This is a genomic window from Pseudomonas sp. EA_65y_Pfl2_P74 (assembly GCF_963970575.1).
GTDB classification, from domain to species: Bacteria; Pseudomonadota; Gammaproteobacteria; order Pseudomonadales; family Pseudomonadaceae; genus Aquipseudomonas; species Aquipseudomonas baetica_A.
This window is the reverse complement of sequence record NZ_CAXAOQ010000011.1, coordinates 71,169-86,786: the sequence shown is the minus strand read 5'-3', so window position 1 is coordinate 86,786 and position 15,618 is coordinate 71,169. Positions and strand designations below refer to the sequence as shown.

Here is a 15,618-nt window from a genome sequence, read left to right as displayed (position 1 = left end):
GACATGTCAGAACCGACTTTACTGAACAACGAAATCCGCGACTGGCTGATGGACTGCGGTCTGTTCGATCAGTTGCAACTGGCAGACTTCGCCGCCGCCTCCGGCTACTTCAGCATCAGCACGGTGGCCGAGGGCGAAGCCATCTTCCGCGAGGGCGATGCTGGCAGCTTCATGTGCATCCTCCACACCGGCCAGGTGGCCGTGCAGAAAACCGGCCCCGACGGCCAGACCATCACCATGGCCACCCTGCGCAGCGGCCGGGCATTCGGCGAAATGGCTGTGCTCGACGGCGAACGGCGCTCGGCGACCTGCATCGCGGCGAGCAACTGTCAGTTGCTCAACCTGGGCAAAGACTCGCTGGAGAAAATGCTCAACGATGCGCCGAAAATCGCCGCCAAGATCATCCGCGCCCTCGCTGTCTCCCTCTCCAAACGCCTGCGCATGGCCGACGGTCAACTGGCGGCGCAACAGGTCTAACCGCCGGGAGATTTGGCTTTGGTGCCGGTCGGTTCAATGCCCGGCACCGCTTGATCCTTGCTCGGCGGACTTGGCATTTCGATCGGCACCAGCGGCGGGCTGCCACTGCCGGCGCCAGACTTGGGGATGTTGATCGGCGTGATCTGCGGATAGGGTGTTGGCGTTGCGGTGCCGGGCGAACCCGGTTGTGCCATTGGGCTAACCGCAATGGTCTGCTGCGCCTGCACGGCACTAATCGAGAGCGCGGCCAGGGCAATGACCGTTAGAATGGTGCGCTTCATCAAGGGCTCCGTTGGCCTTAGTCTGCGCTCAGGCTACTCCCAACGGGCCTGCTTGCCTTCCCCCTTGTAGAGATTTCCATGAAACGTTTCGTTCTGCTCGACACCACGCCGATCCCTGAAAACGGCGGTGCCCTGTGCCTGTTCGAATATGGCGAGGATTTCGTCATCAAGATTCAGGGCGGCGATGGCGGGCAATTGATGAACACGCGCATGCACGGTTCAGAAGATGCGCTGGCCGAGATCCCTTGCTGCAAGGTCGCCGGCCGACCGGATTCGCGGGTGCTGATCGGCGGGCTGGGCATGGGTTTCACCCTCGCCTCGGCGCTCAAGCACTTGGGCAAGAGCGCTGAAGTGGTGGTCGCTGAACTGGTACCGGGCGTGGTCGAATGGAATCGTGGGCCGCTCGGTGAAAAATCCGGCCGTCCCCTGCTCGACCCGCGCACAGTGATCCGTCAGGACGATGTCGCCAAGGTGCTGCAAAGCGAACCCAATGGCTTCGACGCGATCATGCTAGACGTCGACAACGGCCCCGAAGGCTTGACGCAGAAGGCCAACAGTTGGCTGTACTCCGCCGCCGGGCTCAATGCGTGCGCCAAGGCCCTGCGCCCCAAAGGCGTGCTGGCGGTGTGGTCGGCCAGCGCCGACCGGCAGTTTTCCGACAAATTGAAGAAGGCCGGTTTCAAGGCCGAAGAAGTGCAGGTCTTCGCCCACGGCAACAAGGGCACCCGCCATACGATCTGGATTGCCGAGAAGCTCAAGGGCTGAGCTAAACTGCGAACATAACCGTCATCCGTCTTTCTACAAAGGTGAACCCATGAGTTCGTCCACTCCAACCAACACGTCGAAGCTGGATCGCATCCTCGCCGACAACCAGCGCGACAAGGAAATGGGCTACCGCGACAAGGCCCTGAAAATGTACCCGCACGTCTGCGGTCGCTGCACCCGTGAGTTTTCCGGCAAGCGTCTGAGCGAACTGACCGTGCATCATCGCGACCACAACCACGACAACAACCCGCAGGACGGTTCGAACTGGGAGTTGCTGTGCCTGTACTGCCACGACAACGAACACTCGCGTTACACCGACCAGCAATATTTCAGCGAAGGCTCGCTGAGCACGCCGAAGATTGCCAAAGCGACGCATAACCCGTTTGCCGCCCTGGCCGGGTTGATGAAAAAAGAAGACTAAAGATCTTCATTGGCCTGAATGGCCTCTTCGCGAGCAAGCCCGCTCCCACATTGGTTTTGTGTACGACGTCGATCCAATGCGGGAGCGCGTTTGCTCGCGAAGGCGCCCGCCCAGGTACCGCCAATCCATGACCTGACCACAACCACCCAATCCCCGTATAATCGCCCTCTTTTTCCCGAAGGCTCCCCGCTCGTGGCAGACAAACGTTACAGCTGCATTGGTTTGTACAACCCCAAATCACCGGAGAACGTCGGTTCGGTGATGCGCGCCGCGGGCTGTTATGGCGTGTCGACCGTGTTCTACACCGGCAAGCGTTATGATCGCGCCGCCGACTTCGTCACCGACACCAAACGCGTGCACTACGACATCCCGTTGATCGGCATCGATGATCTGAAAAAAATCCTGCCGCTCAACTGCGTGCCCGTCGCCGTGGAACTGGTCGACGGCGCTCGCCCGCTGCCGGAATACACCCATCCGGATCGCGCGCTTTACATCTTCGGCCCTGAAGACGGCTCGCTGGATAAAGAGATCCGCGACTGGTGCGAAGACGTCGTGTACATCCCGACCACCGGTTGCATGAACCTCGCTGCCACGGTCAACGTCGTGCTCTACGACCGCATGGCCAAGGGCCTGAACACCCGCTCCGGGCCCAAATTCCGCTAAAACGTCGCCTATCCGATGGAACAAGCTGTCCGCCCGCGCAGTCAGCTTGTTTATCCACTACCCAATGCCTGGAGAAAGATCATGACCGAGCTCAAACGCGTCGAACGTATCGAATCCACCCCGTTTCAGAGCCGTTCCGAACAGAACGTCGAAGGCTGGGAGCGTATCGGCTCGCTGGCCGGCGGCGTGATCATGGTCGGCAAAGGCCTGCGCCGTGGCGGCGTTTTCGGTTTGATTCAAGTAGCGATCGGCGGTGTGGCCATGGCTCGGGGGATTACCGGGCACAGTTCGGTGAAAAGCCTGTACGAGAAAAGCCGTCAGGACATCAATAACGTGCGGGCCAGGATCGAGCGTGCCGGGGACGAATTGAGCAAGCTGAAGGCCAATGCCGAGGCCGCGACCAGCACGGCGACGGTGACTGGCAATGAGTCGGTGAAATCGCCGAAAGCCGGGGTTTGAATCCTTAATTTGTTGTGAGGCTGATGGCCTCCTCGCGAGCAAGCCCGCGCCCACATTTGATCTGCGTCGAACACAAAACCAATGTGCGAGCGGGCTTGCTCGTGAAGGCGGTATTACTGAAGCAACGCGGTATCAAGAACTTTGGAAGACTCGCCCAGAACACGCTCGGCCAGTTGCACAAACTCCTGGGTACTCACCGTCCCCAGATGCATCGCGCCCCGCAACACTTCATCCAGCGAACGCTTGTTGCGCGTCTTCAAGCGAATCTCGCCATCGAGCTCCTGCAACATCACCACTGCCCTTGAAACCTGCGCCGGGCTGATCTGTTCGCCGCGCAGCGTCGTGACCTTTGCGCCATCCCTGGCCAATTTCGCCTGCAAACTCTGATAGCGCTCATCGCTCATGCCGCCAGCACGGCGCACCAGTTCGATCGCGTAAAACTCGGCAAACCCTTCGCTGATCCAGTCGCTGCGCTGCTCGTCATTGATCCGAGCGAACACCTGAGCCAACTCACGCACCAGCGCGCTGCTGCCACTCTCGCTGACCAACGGCAAACGCGTGTTGAGATAGATCGACTCGTGCGCGCCCAGGCTGCCGCGCCACATCGGGTCGCTGGCGCCGACGATCAACAGCTTGGCCGGATGACGCGGATACAGCGCCTGCACCTGCGGCCAGACAAACGTCAACAACGTCAGCACGTCCATGCGGCGCACCCCCTGCCCTTGCGGCGAGGCCACGGTGACTTCGGTTTCACCTAACCGGGTGCGACGGCTGCCGAGGTGGCCGGCCAGCATCCAACCGGTCGGGCGGTCGAACAAGCGTGAGGGATTGTCGATGCGGAATTTGTTTTTGCCGATGCGTGGCCACGCGGTTTCGATGCTTTTCCAGCCGTCGGGCAACTCAAATTGAAGTCGCGAAACCAGTTCGGTGCCGTCCTGTTGATCCAGCTTGGCCGTCGGCACCAAATCGTCACCGCGCATCAATGCCCACGTTGACGTCATGCGCGTGTCGAAGCTGCCGTTCCTGTGACCGTGGCTGATGCGCACGCGATAGGTCAGGCTGGCCTTTTCGCTCGCCGGACGCCAGACACCGCGCGCCTGCTTGCCCGGCGTCAGTTGCCATTGGCCATCGGCCTTGAAGTCGCTGTAATGGCTGCCATCGCCGAGGTCAAAATCGAGGCTGCGCACAACGGCGCCCTTGGCCAGGGTCAAACGCACTTCAGCCTGATCGCTTTTGGGCAACAAGCGCACGTGATAATCCAGGTCGACTTTCTTCGCCGCCCACACCGGCGCACTCAGCGCCAGCAGCCCGGCGATCAACGCCCGCCGCAATCCCACAGCCATACACACTCCTTGTTGAAACTTGAATCCGTGGGCGCTTAGCCGGCCCGGAAAATCAGGTGATCTTCCCAGTCGTCTTCCGGCACGCTGCCTTCGGCGAGCATGCGCCCGGATTGGGAAATCCGCTCGTGGTGCACTGCCTCGCGATCACCGCACACCAGGTGATGCCATAACGGCAGATCCTTGCCCTCGCTGACCAGCCGATATCCGCAGGTCGGCGGCAACCATTTGAACGCTTCGGCCTGCCCCGGCGTGAGCTGGATGCAGTCCGGGACAAACTTGATGCGATTCGGATAATCGCTGCACTGGCAGGTTTTCAGATCCAGCAGTTTGCAGGCGATGCGCGTGTAATAGACGCTGTTGTCTTCCTCATCCTCAAGCTTTTGCAGGCAGCACAGGCCACAGCCGTCGCACAGCGATTCCCATTCCTCGTGATCCAGTTGATCGAGGGTTTTGCGTTTCCAGAACGGTTCGACTTTGGCGGCCATGGCTCAAGCATCAACATCAGGTGGTGAAAAGGCCGCCAGTCTAGTGCCAGCGGGCTTGCGGGCCAAGCGCTGGCGACTGTCGGTAAAACGCGCTTGTCAGCCCAAGCGCCGCCCAGTAGGGTTTTGCCTCGCTTCTTTTAAAAACGTGTCCAGGAATTTCTTGATGAGTGCCAACCCTCGCGTTGCCGATTACGCCATTCACCCGCAATTCACCGATCGCTGGTCGCCCCGCGCCTTTACCGGCGAAGCGATCCCGGAAGAAACCCTGCTGAGCTTTTTCGAAGCCGCACGCTGGGCGCCGTCGGCCTACAACTCGCAGCCATGGCGTTTTCTCTATGCGCGTCGCGATACGCCGAACTGGGAGCGGTATCTGGGCCTGCTCAACGAATTCAACCGCAGTTGGGCGCAACATGCCTCGGCGCTGGTGATCGTCATGTCCAAAACCACCTTCGCCGTACCGGGCGCCACTGAAGAAACCCCTGCGCTGTGGAGCACCTTCGATACGGGCTCGGCGTGGGGCCATCTGGCGCTGCAAGCGAGCATCAGCGGTTGGCACACCCATGGCATGGCCGGTTTTGATCAGGAACTGACCCGCCAGGAGCTGAACATTCCAGAAGGTTACGCACTGCACGCCGCCGTGGCGGTGGGCAAGCTGGGGGACAAGGCGACCCTGGCCGATTACCTGCAAGCACGCGAGGAGCCTAGCCCCCGTCGTCCGCTGAGCGAACTGGCGGCTGAAGGCGACTTCACCCTCTAAGCCACACCACAAAAAAACAGTTGGAGCAGGCCAGCTCACGAAGAGGGTGTGTCAGTCAACGTTTCTGATGACTGACACACCGCTTTCGCGAGCAAGCCCGCTCCCACTATTGGATCGGGAAAACTCAATAACCGCGGCTGAAATCCACTTCCCCGCGCAACGCCTCACCGGCCTGATACGCCCGCAGGTTGTCGACAAACAACTGCACCATCAACGCAGGTGACGTCGGCGCCGAGCTGTGGCCGGTCAGCAACAAGCCCCACGCCGTCCAGAATGGATGACGTTGCGGCAACGGCTCCTGCCGGCAGACGTCGATCACCGCGCCCGCCAGATGCCCGTCCTTCAGGGCCTCCACCAGATCCGCATCGACCACCGCGACACCGCGCCCGGCATTGATGAACAACCCGGTCGATTTGAATTGCTTGAACAGCGCCGCGTCGTAGACATCGTGGGTGTGTTCGGTGTTGGGCAACAGGTTGACCACGTAATCCACTTCGCCCACCAGACGTGGCAAATCGGCCATCGAGCCCACTTCGACAAACGGTGCCTGCTCTCGGGCGCTGCTGGCAATACCGTACAACTCGACGCCAAACGGCCGCAGGAACTGCGCCACGCTCAGGCCGATGTCGCCGGTGCCGACGATCAGCACCTTGCGTCCGACCAGACTCTGGCCCGTGCGGTTGTCCCACTTGCGCTCGACCTGGCTGACCAGACGTGCCAACACTTCGCGTTCGTGGCCGAGCATGTAAGTCAGTACGTATTCGGCCATCACCTGACCAAAAATCCCCACCGCGCGGGTCAGGCGGTAATCACGGCGCAAGCCATCAGCCAGCAGTGGCGTGATACCGGCCCAGGTCGATTGCAGCCATTGGGGTTGATGGCCCTGACGCAACAGGGTCGCCAGCAGATCCGGCTGCCCCAGCCAAACCGGACAATCGGTGGCCTGACGAGCCAGTTCAGCGGAGTCGCCGCTGGTCAGTACTTCGAGCTCCGGCGCTGCCTGACGCAGCAGCCGGGCGTATATCGCGTGGTCGTGTTCAGCAATCAGAACGCGCATCTTCAAACCTTTCGCAAACCGTGCAGACAACCGCCGTATTTCGGGCGGTCATCGCGGTAAAAACAGTTCCAGGGTTACCAGAGGCCCAGAACAGGGCCCCGCCAATCAGATCGGGTCGTTGCGTCGCAGCAACTCTTCAGGCAAATGTTCGATGTACTCATCCTCAGCCGGCGGCATTTGCAGGTGATAGCCCTGCTTTTCGAGGTTTTCCAGGACCACAACGATGTCTTCACTGGCCAGTTTTCGCTCGGGCGACAGCACCAGATCGAAAGCATGTCTGGCTTTGCCGAAGGCCAGCATCAGCGCTTCGGGCACTTGTTCAAGTGCATCGCTTTTGAGCACATAAAGGTACATGCCGCTGCGCTTGGAGCTTTGGTAAATGGAACAAATACGTTTCAAGGCTGTTCTCCGGCGGTGGCCAGGCTGTCGAGCAGCTTCTGACCCATGAGTTCGCGGCGCCAGCCACGCAGCGACTCAGGTAATTGGTAAGGACCCTCGGGGAAACCGCTCTTGAGCAGTGCTTCGAGGGTTTTCTTGCGCAGCATCAGTTCTGGCGCGATGTTCAGCCGTTCGGCTTCGGCCTGACCGAGCGCGCGCAATTGCTTGATCAACGTAGCCGCTTCGATCGGCAACGGTTCCGGCACCGCAGGCGGCCATTGATCGGGGCCCACACTGCCAGAGCGCTTGATCAGATCAAGTAGAAATTCGCCGTCCTGACGCACGGTACGCGGGTGCATGTCTTCGATCTTGCCCAGCGCACTCAAAGAGTCCGGTTGCGTACGGGCCAGCGGCCACAGCGAATGCTCACGCACAACGCGGTTGCGCGGCAGGTCTCGGGCGCGGGCTTCGCGCTCGCGCCAGGCACACAGTTCACGCAGCACGGCCAGTTGTGCGCGGGACAGTTTCCACGCCAGTTTGGCCTCGCGATACACCTCGTATGGGTCGGTTTCCCGACGCAGGTTGGCAACCAGCTCGGCGCCGTCCTCCAGAACCCAGTTGAATTTGTCGTCAGACAGTTTCGGACGCAGCTGTACGAATACCTCCGCCAGATGCACGGCATCTTCGGCGGCATAGCTGATTTGTGTCTCGGACAACGGTCGCTGCAACCAATCGGAGCGGGTTTCGCCTTTGGGCAGTTCGATGCCGAGCACGGCCTGCACGAGCCGCGAGTAGCCCATCGAGAAACCGAGGTTCAAGTAAGCCGCGGCCAGTTGGGTATCGAACAGCGGCGCCGGCATGCTGCCGGTCAGGCGCAACAGGACTTCGAGGTCTTCGCTGCACGCGTGCAGAACCTTGAGTACCGCCGGATTTTCCAGTAACGCGGCCAGCGGTTGCCAGGCGTTGATGGTCAACGGGTCAATCAGGTAGGCGCGCTTGCCGTCACCCACCTGCAACAGGCCGGCAATCGGGTAGAAGGTGTCGACCCGCATGAATTCGGTGTCGAGGGCCACGAAAGGCAGTTGCTGCCACTCGGCGCAAAATTGCGCGAGGCTTTCGTTGTCGCGAATCCAGTGAATATCGATGGCCACACGGCTCTCCCTTGAAGAATGGCGCGCAGTATATATCGCCACTGGCGATTTACGCGCCTGCGAAGGACAAGAGCTGTAACGAAATGTCCTGCCAAACAGCAAGAATAGTCTGATAGGGCAAACAGGCAGGCCCGTCGTATCAGGACAACGGGCCCGAAACTGCTCAGTCCTTGGCCAACACGCCATCAATCCCTGCGCCACGGCAACCGGCAAACATGTCCAGGCCCGGCTGATAAACCTTGCTGCGTACTTCAAGCAAGCCGAGCATCGAGTGAAACAGGTTGTCCTGACTCAACGGTTTGTCTCGGTTCATTTGCAGGCAGTGAGTATCGACCGAATAAGCCTTCTGATAACTGTCAGAGAACCACGCCAGCATCGCCACATGTTTCTGTTGCTCCGGCGCCAGCATGTAAGGCGTACCGTGCAGGAACAAATTGTATTCGCCCAATGACTCGCCGTGATCCGACAGGTACAACATGGCGGTATCAACCTTGTCCTGATTGGCGCGCAGTACATCGATCAGGCTCGACAACACATGGTCGGTGTAAACCAGCGTGTTGTCGTAACCATTGACGATACTTTCTCGGCTGCAATTGTTCAGCGCGTTACTTTCACAGACGGGTGTGAAGTGTTCGTATTCCTTCGGATAGCGCTTGAAGTATTCCGGGCCATGACTGCCCATCTGGTGCAAGACAAGCACAGTGTCCTTGTCCAGATGGTCGATAAAGCCTTGCAGACCTTGCAGCAGGATTTCATCACGGCATTCGCTGTTGGCGCACAGCGCCGGGTCTTTGAGGTTACTGACATCCTGCAGCGTGACCCGATCGCAAGTGCCTTTGCAGCCAGACTGGTTATCGCGCCAGATCACATCGATACCGGCACGCTTGAGCACGTCGAGCAGGCCCTCTTCGTTCTTGGCCTTGCTGGCGTCGTAATCCTTGCGGTCCATGTTGGAAAACATGCACGGCACCGAGACCGCCGTTTCAGTGCCGCAGGAATGTACGTCGGTGAACGCGATCAGCCCGGCTTCCTTGTCCAGTTTTGGCGTGGTGTCACGGTTATAACCCAGGATGCCGAAGTTCTGCGCCCGGGCACTTTCCCCCACGACCAGCACGGTCAGGGATTTGCGTGGCTGTACTTTCAAGTCCGGATTGCGTTGGGCGTCCTCGCCGATCTTGACGAACGGCTGATGCGCCGACGCCACCTGTTCACGCAGGTAACCGGCCGTCGCGCCAATGTAGTTGCTCGGCACCAGCATCAAGTGCAATTCATGATGATTGCGAAACAGCGAGGACAACCCCTGATAGTTGGCCAGTGCAACCCCACCGATCACGGCAGCCGATACGAAACTGACAACAACTTTGCTGAACAACTCGCGATGCCAGCGACGATAGTTGACCGGCACTTTCCACAACAACCAGGAAGGCAACACACCAAGAAACAACAAGTAAGCAAACAACTTCAACGACAGCAGATCACGAACTTCCGTGGCATTGGTTTCGGCGAAGTTACGAAGCATACCCGCATCAATCATGACGCCATACTGACTCATGAAATAAGCCACACCGGCACTGATCAAGAACATCAGTGTCAGAATCGGCTTGAGCAGCGGACGAAAGGCAAGAAAGGTCAGCACGATGTTGAACGCGGCAAGGATCATCACGCCAAAAGCCACGCGCATGGCAACGCCGTTGCCATCTGCGGCAGTGATCTCGACCAGGTGCTGCCAGAGCACAAAATTGAAACCGATCAACAGAAAGGCACTGGCAATCAACGTCACCCACTCCGGGCGCACGGAATTCAACTTCAACATAGTGGTGGGTTATTCCTGAAAAGAAGAGCCCCGGTTAGTTGTGAAAAATTCATTAACCAAGGCCTGCAAAACTGTAGACAGGCATCCATCAATTTTTCGTGAAAAAGTCGCCAACGATTAGTTAGGGCTTGGTAATAAGTCGAAATCCGAAAAGTATTTGAGAGTGTTTCAGGCTTGCTTCAGTTTTTGGCCTGCCCCCCATCCCTGTGCAAGCGAGCATGCCCGCGCCCACGGAGGGGGATTCGCGGTTATCGAATATTTAAATACTGCAGCGGATTTTCTGGTTTGCCCGCACCGAGTGGCCACGCGCCTAATCCTCAGCCCTGATATCAAAGGCCTGACGATGGAACACATCCGCACCACCTCCCGCCCCGCCGTCGGGCTAATGCTCGCGATCATTCTGGTCGCTCTCAATCTGCGACCATCGATGGCAGCCGTCGGGCCACTGCTTTCGGCGATTCGCGGCGACATCCCGTTGAGTTTCAGCCTTGCATCGTTGCTGACCATGTTGCCGGTGACGGCCATGGGCTTGGCGATGTTTTTCGGCATCGGTATCAGTCAGCGCCTGGGTGAACAGCGTACGGTGCTGTTGTCGCTGCTGATCATTGCTCTGGCGACGCTGTCACGGCTGTTTATCGACTCGGCTGGCGAACTGATTGTCAGCGCCATGTTGGCGGGCATCGGCATCGCGTTGATTCAGGCGTTGATGCCGGCGCTGATCAAATCGCGCTTCGCCGACAACGTGGCGCTGTGCATGGGCTTGTATGTCACCTCGATCATGGGCGGCGCGGCGATTGCGGCCTCATTCGCGCCACTGGTGAGGGTACAAACCGGTAGCTGGCGCCTGGGCTTGGCCATTTGGGCGGCGCTGGCGCTGCTGGCGTTCGTGTTCTGGTGGTCGCAACGCAGGTCACTGCCAAACACCCTGACGGGGGCGGCGAGGAAAGAAGCGTTTTTCTCCAATGCTCGCGCCTGGTTACTCGCAATCTTCTTCGGTCTGGGAACAGCGTCCTACACCTGTGTGCTCGCTTGGCTGGCGCCGTACTACGTGGAAAAAGGCTGGAGCGAACAAAACGCAGGGCTGTTGTTAGGTTTTCTGACCGCCATGGAGGTCATTTCCGGACTCATAGTCCCGGCTATCGCCAATCGCAGCCGTGATCGGCGCGGGGTACTGATGGCACTGCTCGGCCTGATCATCGCCGGCTTCTGCGGGCTGATCCTCAGCCCGCAACACCTCAGCCTGCTGTGGCCGTGCCTGTTGGGCCTGGGCATCGGCGGGTTGTTTCCGATGAGCCTGATCGTCGCCCTCGACCACCTCGACAACCCGAAGCGCGCCGGCGGCCTCACCGCCTTCGTGCAAGGCATTGGTTATCTGATTGCCGGCCTCTCACCATTACTGGCCGGGATGGTCCGCGATCAACTGGGCAGCTTCGAATGGGCCTGGGGGACGCTGACGGCCATGATGGTCGTCATGCTGCTGATGGTGTTGCGTTTCGATCCCCGGCATTACCAACGACATGTCCGCTGACCGCAAACCCGCAGTAACTGAAGGCTTCTGGCCATGTTTTAGCGCTTTGTCGGGCGACGTCGTGTTGCTAAAACTTTCTGTCCCACAACTGTCCGCGAAATATCCTACAGGGCTTTCTCCTGGCACCATCGTTCCGCTAGGATCGTTCGCACACGTTTGCGCGGATTCAGCGCAAGGAGCACAGCGAGATAGAACGGATGCTGAACAGTAACTTGCTTCGAAAGCTCGACATGCAGGATCTCATGGTGTTTATCGCCGTGTATGAGCAGAACAGCGTCACCGATGTATCGGAAACACTGTTTGTCAGCCAGTCCACCGTCAGTTATTGCCTGAAAAAACTGCGCACCAGTTTCGAAGACGAACTGTTCATCAACACACGCACCGGCATGCGTCCGACCTACAAGGCCTGCACCATGTACGGCCATGTACAGAAGATTCTCGAGAGCATCAATCTGTGCCACGCCGGCGCCCCGGTGTTCGATCCAACCCAGCAAGCGGTCACCTTCAACATCTGTGCCCCGGAATACTTCGAACAACTGATCCTGCCGCGTTTATTGAAACGCTTCGACTTCAATGATTTGCCGGTGATGGTCAACATGCACAAGTTTGAAACCGATGTGCCAGCGTATGAGCTGCGCGACGGCAGCCTCGATCTTGTGATCAGCTTCGGCCCCAACTTCCACCGCAACCACGCTGACCTGAAGTCTCGGATGCTGCTGGAAGATGATTTGGTCTGCGTCTTCGACAAGCGCGCCACACCACTGGAACCGCGCCTGAGCTTGCAGGCCTTCACCGAACGCCGGCATGTGTTCCCCACACCCTGGACCTCCACCACCAACATGGTCGACGGCTGGCTCGCGCGACAGGCACAGAAACGCCAGATTGTGGCGCGCTCGAACAGCTACAGTGCTGCGTTGAAATTGATCACCGGCACCGACTTCATCCTCACTCTGCCCCGGCGTATTCAGCGTTTACTGACCAACGAAGCCGTGTTTAACCACTGCGAGGCGCCCAACGGCTTGCCGGGGTTCACGCTCGACATGCAGTGGAGCCAGAACGTCGATCAGGACAGCGCCAACGTCTGGCTCCGCGAGCAGATAATCCAGGTGTGCAGTGAGCTGGAAGCGGCCTGACGCTTACATGCCAATAGCGGTTTTACTGTAGGAATCACGGTCGATATCGAGCAGTTCAACGCACAACTGCACCTCAATGTCGGCAGGCCATTCGCAAAGTTCTTGCAACACCGTCAGCAGGCTTTGCGAAAGCTGTTTCTTGATCTCCGGCGAACGGCCGCTGAGCAGGGCCAGCTTCACATGCACGAAAGCACGCTCGCCCATGGCGGTGCCAACCTTGAAGGTTTCCACTTTCACCGCACGGCTCTTGATATCGAACTCCGCCGCGAACTGACCGGAACCCACCAAGGTGTTGTTGAGCCGGATCAAAGCGACGTCAGCGTTCAGTTGCGGCAGGTTGGCGGTGTATTCCATGTGCAGGTGTGGCATCGGGGTACTCCAGTCGGGCGGCAGAAAGGCCGTACATATAACACAGCTGCGCCCTACTCCCTTGAGGCTTTTTCTGACACCACGGGTGACGATGTCTGACGTAGCGCCAAGGTTTCCCAGGCAGCGACCACGATCACGATCGTCGTGGTCAGCGCGCCCAGTTGCAACGCTGAAAACCAGTGATTCAACGCCAATGGGAAGGACAGCATCAGCAGAACCAGCCCGGCCAGATGCGACAAAGGGGGCAGCAACCGGTCGGCCATGACCCATTTGAACAGCGCATTGCCGAGCAGAAACAACCACGGTCCGGCAATGATCGCGAGGATACCGGCGTCGCTGGCGTGATCCGGGTGCACCAGCACCAGCTCATCGGCCACGGCACTGACGATCACCCCGGCAACGATCAGCACATGCAGATAGGTGTAAGCGATCCGCGCCTGGCGCCCAGGATCAGTGGAATGAGCGATGCGATGGTGCGCGCGTTCGGCGCCGCTGTCGAAATACACCCACCACATGGCGATACTGCCCAGCACAGAGACGAGAAAGGCGAGCAATCCGCCCGCACTCAGCGGTAATTCGGCAAACGTCGCACCGGTCACCAGCAACGACTCACCCAGGGCAATGATCACAAACAAGCCACAGCGCTCGGCCATGTGATTGCCTTCGACGTTCCAGTCGCTCAGCGACGAACGCCCAAGGCCCGGCACCCAGAAATATAGCGACGGCGAAATCAGCTCGATCAACAAAGCCGCCGACCAGCACCACAGGCGTTGCTCTGCCTCGACAAACGCCCCGGCCATCCAGAAAACCCCGGACAGCATCAGCCAGACGAGGATGCGCTGAAAGTTGCGGGTCATGCTCAGCGATTCGCCGCGCACCGCCCAAATGGCAAACAGCGTGCGCCCGACCTGCATGAACACAAACGCTGCGGCGAACATCAAACCGCGTTCGGTGAATGCCTTGGGAATGGCCGATGAGAGCAACAAACCGGCAATCATCAGGCCAAACAACCCGAGGCGGATCGGCAGTTTTTCCGGGTCGAGCCAATTGGTGATCCAGGACGTGAAGATCCACACCCACCACACCGCGACCATCAACAACGCTACCTGCACCGCGCCGAGAATCGACAAATGGGCGAGCAGGGAATGCGACAACTGGGTTACGGCGAACACGAACACCAGATCGAAAAACAGCTCGACCATGCCAACCTTGCCACTGTCGAGACTGCCGCGCCCACGCAGCAACGTACGGGTGATGCTCATGGCACAGTTCTCCGCCGGATTCATACGTCACAGCAAAGCAGGCAGACTTCCTCCCGGCAAGTTGAACAACGCCCGTCAGGGTCGTGTCGCGCGTTTTAGAGCGGTGTCGGGGGGCGCTCGCTCATCAAGGCTTCGAGCCGCGAACGCAACCAGCGCTCTGCCGGGTCGCTGTCGACGTGGCTGAGCCAGACCATCGACAGGTCGAGTGTCGGCGTCTTGAACGGGAACGGTTCCTTGAACAGCAACCCGGAGGTGGCCATGGCGGCGGCGGCGTAATCCGGCAGGCTGGCAATAAGGTCCGTGCCGGCCAACAGTGCCGGCAGCGCGCTGTATTGCGGCACCGACAGCACCACCTGACGGGTACGGCCAAGCTCTGCCAGCCACTCGTCGGCGAAACCACTGACGTTGGCGGTGTGGGACACCAGGACGTGGGGACGTGCGCAATATTCATCGAGGGTCAGCGGCGTATCGCAGGCGTCGGCACGCAGGATGCTCGGTTGAATGTGCCGCAGCAGTTTGCGTTTGGCGTTGGCCGGCAGGCCACGGGTCTGACTGATACCGACCGTGATATCGCCGGCGGCCAGCAGATCGGGGATTCGCCAATAGTCGACGTGTTGCACCACGAACACCACGTTCGGTGCTTCCTGACGCAAAGCACGCAACGCCGGCGGCAACAGGCCGAACTCGACGTCATCAGACAGGCCGATTCGGAACGTCATGGTACTGACCGCAGGATCGAAATCACGGGTCAGGCTCAATGCCACTGACAACGAATCCAGCGCCGGTTTGAGGTGACGAAAGATATCTTCAGCGCGGGCTGTCGGCTCCATGCGGTGCCCGACACGAATGAACAACGGATCGTTGAGCATCGTGCGCAAACGGTTGAGCGCCGAACTGATGGTCGGCTGACCGAGAAACAGCTTCTCCGCCGCCCGGGTCACGTTGCGCTCGAGCATCAAGGTTTCGAAGACCACCATCAGGTTGATGTCTGCCTTGCGTAGTTCATTGCGATTCATTCACTGCCCCCGCTCCCCGGAATACGGGCAGTGTAGAAAGGCCTGGGGCTCGGCGTCCATCAACCTTTGCCGACCTCACTGGACCTTCTGTGTTTTCACCCTCAGCCCATGACCTGTGCGTCACCGTTCAGTCCCGTATGTCGTGGACGGGAACGTCGTTCAAATACACATTGCAGCTCTTCGCCAAGCGACCATTCTCAACGTACTAAACATGCCCCCTTCAGAAACATCCGCGAACGATTGGAAACAAATGTCCGATA

General features: G+C 59.3%; 18 protein-coding genes. 8 read left to right on the top strand and 10 right to left on the bottom strand.

The window, feature by feature from the left end; genetic code table 11:
• Window positions 1–3: 3 nt before the first annotated feature.
• Complete coding sequence (locus AACY18_RS11165) at window positions 4–477, top strand: cyclic nucleotide-binding domain-containing protein (protein WP_339431034.1); 474 nt, start codon at window positions 4–6, stop codon at window positions 475–477.
• Here AACY18_RS11165 and AACY18_RS11160 read toward each other — a convergent pair.
• On the bottom strand, window positions 474–758 hold the full coding sequence (locus AACY18_RS11160) for a hypothetical protein (protein ID WP_339464874.1): 285 nt from the start codon (window positions 756–758) through the stop codon (window positions 474–476). The two genes, AACY18_RS11165 and AACY18_RS11160, sit on opposite strands and share 4 nt — an antisense overlap.
• 78 nt (window positions 759–836) lie before the next feature.
• Between AACY18_RS11160 and AACY18_RS11155 the strand changes: the two genes are divergently transcribed.
• From AACY18_RS11155 to AACY18_RS11140, 4 genes are all read left to right on the top strand, one after another.
• Window positions 837–1,523 (top strand): spermidine synthase, encoded by a 687-nt coding sequence (locus tag AACY18_RS11155; RefSeq protein ID WP_339464873.1) that lies wholly within the window; start codon window positions 837–839, stop codon window positions 1,521–1,523.
• A 49-nt stretch (window positions 1,524–1,572) separates the two neighbouring features.
• Window positions 1,573–1,944 carry a YajD family HNH nuclease gene (locus AACY18_RS11150; RefSeq protein WP_007911336.1) on the top strand — a complete coding sequence of 124 codons (372 nt, stop codon included), beginning with the start codon at window positions 1,573–1,575 and terminating at the stop codon, window positions 1,942–1,944.
• 192 nt (window positions 1,945–2,136) lie between these two features.
• Window positions 2,137–2,607 (top strand): RNA methyltransferase, encoded by a 471-nt coding sequence (locus tag AACY18_RS11145; RefSeq protein WP_339431031.1) that lies wholly within the window; start codon window positions 2,137–2,139, stop codon window positions 2,605–2,607.
• Between the two features lie 81 nt (window positions 2,608–2,688).
• Window positions 2,689–3,066 (top strand): YgaP family membrane protein, encoded by a 378-nt coding sequence (locus AACY18_RS11140; RefSeq protein ID WP_339431030.1) that lies wholly within the window; start codon window positions 2,689–2,691, stop codon window positions 3,064–3,066.
• A gap of 113 nt (window positions 3,067–3,179) precedes the next feature.
• Here the strand turns inward: AACY18_RS11140 and AACY18_RS11135 are convergent, their stop codons facing one another.
• Window positions 3,180–4,409 (bottom strand): hypothetical protein, encoded by a 1,230-nt coding sequence (locus AACY18_RS11135; RefSeq protein ID WP_339464871.1) that lies wholly within the window; start codon window positions 4,407–4,409, stop codon window positions 3,180–3,182.
• A gap of 35 nt (window positions 4,410–4,444) precedes the next feature.
• Window positions 4,445–4,894, bottom strand: a complete 450-nt coding sequence (locus AACY18_RS11130; RefSeq protein WP_339431028.1) for a YcgN family cysteine cluster protein — start codon at window positions 4,892–4,894, stop codon at window positions 4,445–4,447.
• 163 nt (window positions 4,895–5,057) lie between these two features.
• Here AACY18_RS11130 and AACY18_RS11125 point away from each other — a divergent pair, with 163 nt between their 5' ends.
• Entirely contained in the window at window positions 5,058–5,651 is a 594-nt protein-coding gene (locus AACY18_RS11125) for a nitroreductase family protein (RefSeq protein WP_339431027.1), read from the top strand.
• Between the two features lie 124 nt (window positions 5,652–5,775).
• Here AACY18_RS11125 and AACY18_RS11120 read toward each other — a convergent pair whose 3' ends face one another.
• From AACY18_RS11120 to AACY18_RS11105, 4 genes are all read right to left on the bottom strand, one after another.
• Window positions 5,776–6,708 carry a D-2-hydroxyacid dehydrogenase gene (locus AACY18_RS11120; protein WP_339464870.1) on the bottom strand — a complete coding sequence of 311 codons (933 nt, stop codon included), beginning with the start codon at window positions 6,706–6,708 and terminating at the stop codon, window positions 5,776–5,778.
• Window positions 6,709–6,813: 105 nt separating this feature from the next.
• Window positions 6,814–7,107 carry a YcgL domain-containing protein gene (locus AACY18_RS11115; protein WP_339431025.1) on the bottom strand — a complete coding sequence of 98 codons (294 nt, stop codon included), beginning with the start codon at window positions 7,105–7,107 and terminating at the stop codon, window positions 6,814–6,816.
• The gene (gene rnd / locus AACY18_RS11110) at window positions 7,104–8,237 is read right to left on the bottom strand and encodes a ribonuclease D (RefSeq protein WP_221729391.1); all 1,134 of its coding nucleotides are present in this window, start codon (window positions 8,235–8,237) and stop codon (window positions 7,104–7,106) included. The genes AACY18_RS11115 and rnd overlap by 4 nt, the downstream gene beginning before the upstream one ends.
• 163 nt (window positions 8,238–8,400) lie before the next feature.
• Entirely contained in the window at window positions 8,401–10,050 is a 1,650-nt protein-coding gene (locus AACY18_RS11105; RefSeq protein WP_339431024.1) for a phosphoethanolamine transferase, read from the bottom strand.
• A 343-nt stretch (window positions 10,051–10,393) separates the two neighbouring features.
• On the opposite strand from AACY18_RS11105, the gene AACY18_RS11100 reads away from it, so the two are divergent.
• The gene (locus AACY18_RS11100; RefSeq protein ID WP_339431266.1) at window positions 10,394–11,578 is read left to right on the top strand and encodes a cyanate transporter; all 1,185 of its coding nucleotides are present in this window, start codon (window positions 10,394–10,396) and stop codon (window positions 11,576–11,578) included.
• A gap of 197 nt (window positions 11,579–11,775) precedes the next feature.
• Window positions 11,776–12,711: a LysR family transcriptional regulator gene (locus AACY18_RS11095; RefSeq protein ID WP_339464868.1), complete on the top strand. Its 936-nt coding sequence runs from the start codon at window positions 11,776–11,778 to the stop codon at window positions 12,709–12,711.
• A 3-nt stretch (window positions 12,712–12,714) separates the two neighbouring features.
• Here the strand turns inward: AACY18_RS11095 and AACY18_RS11090 are convergent, their stop codons facing one another.
• The 3 genes from AACY18_RS11090 to AACY18_RS11080 form a co-directional block, all read right to left on the bottom strand.
• A complete protein-coding gene (locus tag AACY18_RS11090) occupies window positions 12,715–13,080 on the bottom strand; it encodes a 5-carboxymethyl-2-hydroxymuconate Delta-isomerase (protein WP_339431022.1) in 366 nt (121 codons plus the stop codon).
• A gap of 53 nt (window positions 13,081–13,133) precedes the next feature.
• Entirely contained in the window at window positions 13,134–14,342 is a 1,209-nt protein-coding gene (locus AACY18_RS11085) for a low temperature requirement protein A (protein ID WP_339431021.1), read from the bottom strand.
• Window positions 14,343–14,437: 95 nt separating this feature from the next.
• Window positions 14,438–15,358: a LysR family transcriptional regulator gene (locus AACY18_RS11080; protein ID WP_221729396.1), complete on the bottom strand. Its 921-nt coding sequence runs from the start codon at window positions 15,356–15,358 to the stop codon at window positions 14,438–14,440.
• Between the last annotated feature and the right edge of the window lie 260 nt (window positions 15,359–15,618).

Bases quoted from the DNA above. Each gene is read 5' to 3' on its own strand.
- AACY18_RS11165 (WP_339431034.1), top strand. From the start codon at position 4: ATGTCAGAACCGACTTTACTGAACAACGAAATCCGCGACTGGCTGATG.
- AACY18_RS11160 (WP_339464874.1), bottom strand. From the start codon at position 758: ATGAAGCGCACCATTCTAACGGTCATTGCCCTGGCCGCGCTCTCGATT.
- AACY18_RS11155 (WP_339464873.1), top strand. From the start codon at position 837: ATGAAACGTTTCGTTCTGCTCGACACCACGCCGATCCCTGAAAACGGC.
- AACY18_RS11150 (WP_007911336.1), top strand. From the start codon at position 1,573: ATGAGTTCGTCCACTCCAACCAACACGTCGAAGCTGGATCGCATCCTC.
- AACY18_RS11140 (WP_339431030.1), top strand. From the start codon at position 2,689: ATGACCGAGCTCAAACGCGTCGAACGTATCGAATCCACCCCGTTTCAG.
- AACY18_RS11135 (WP_339464871.1), bottom strand. From the start codon at position 4,409: ATGGCTGTGGGATTGCGGCGGGCGTTGATCGCCGGGCTGCTGGCGCTG.
- AACY18_RS11130 (WP_339431028.1), bottom strand. From the start codon at position 4,894: ATGGCCGCCAAAGTCGAACCGTTCTGGAAACGCAAAACCCTCGATCAA.
- AACY18_RS11125 (WP_339431027.1), top strand. From the start codon at position 5,058: ATGAGTGCCAACCCTCGCGTTGCCGATTACGCCATTCACCCGCAATTC.
- AACY18_RS11120 (WP_339464870.1), bottom strand. From the start codon at position 6,708: ATGCGCGTTCTGATTGCTGAACACGACCACGCGATATACGCCCGGCTG.
- AACY18_RS11105 (WP_339431024.1), bottom strand. From the start codon at position 10,050: ATGTTGAAGTTGAATTCCGTGCGCCCGGAGTGGGTGACGTTGATTGCC.
- AACY18_RS11100 (WP_339431266.1), top strand. From the start codon at position 10,394: ATGGAACACATCCGCACCACCTCCCGCCCCGCCGTCGGGCTAATGCTC.
- AACY18_RS11095 (WP_339464868.1), top strand. From the start codon at position 11,776: ATGCTGAACAGTAACTTGCTTCGAAAGCTCGACATGCAGGATCTCATG.
- AACY18_RS11090 (WP_339431022.1), bottom strand. From the start codon at position 13,080: ATGCCACACCTGCACATGGAATACACCGCCAACCTGCCGCAACTGAAC.
- AACY18_RS11085 (WP_339431021.1), bottom strand. From the start codon at position 14,342: ATGAGCATCACCCGTACGTTGCTGCGTGGGCGCGGCAGTCTCGACAGT.
- AACY18_RS11080 (WP_221729396.1), bottom strand. From the start codon at position 15,358: ATGAATCGCAATGAACTACGCAAGGCAGACATCAACCTGATGGTGGTC.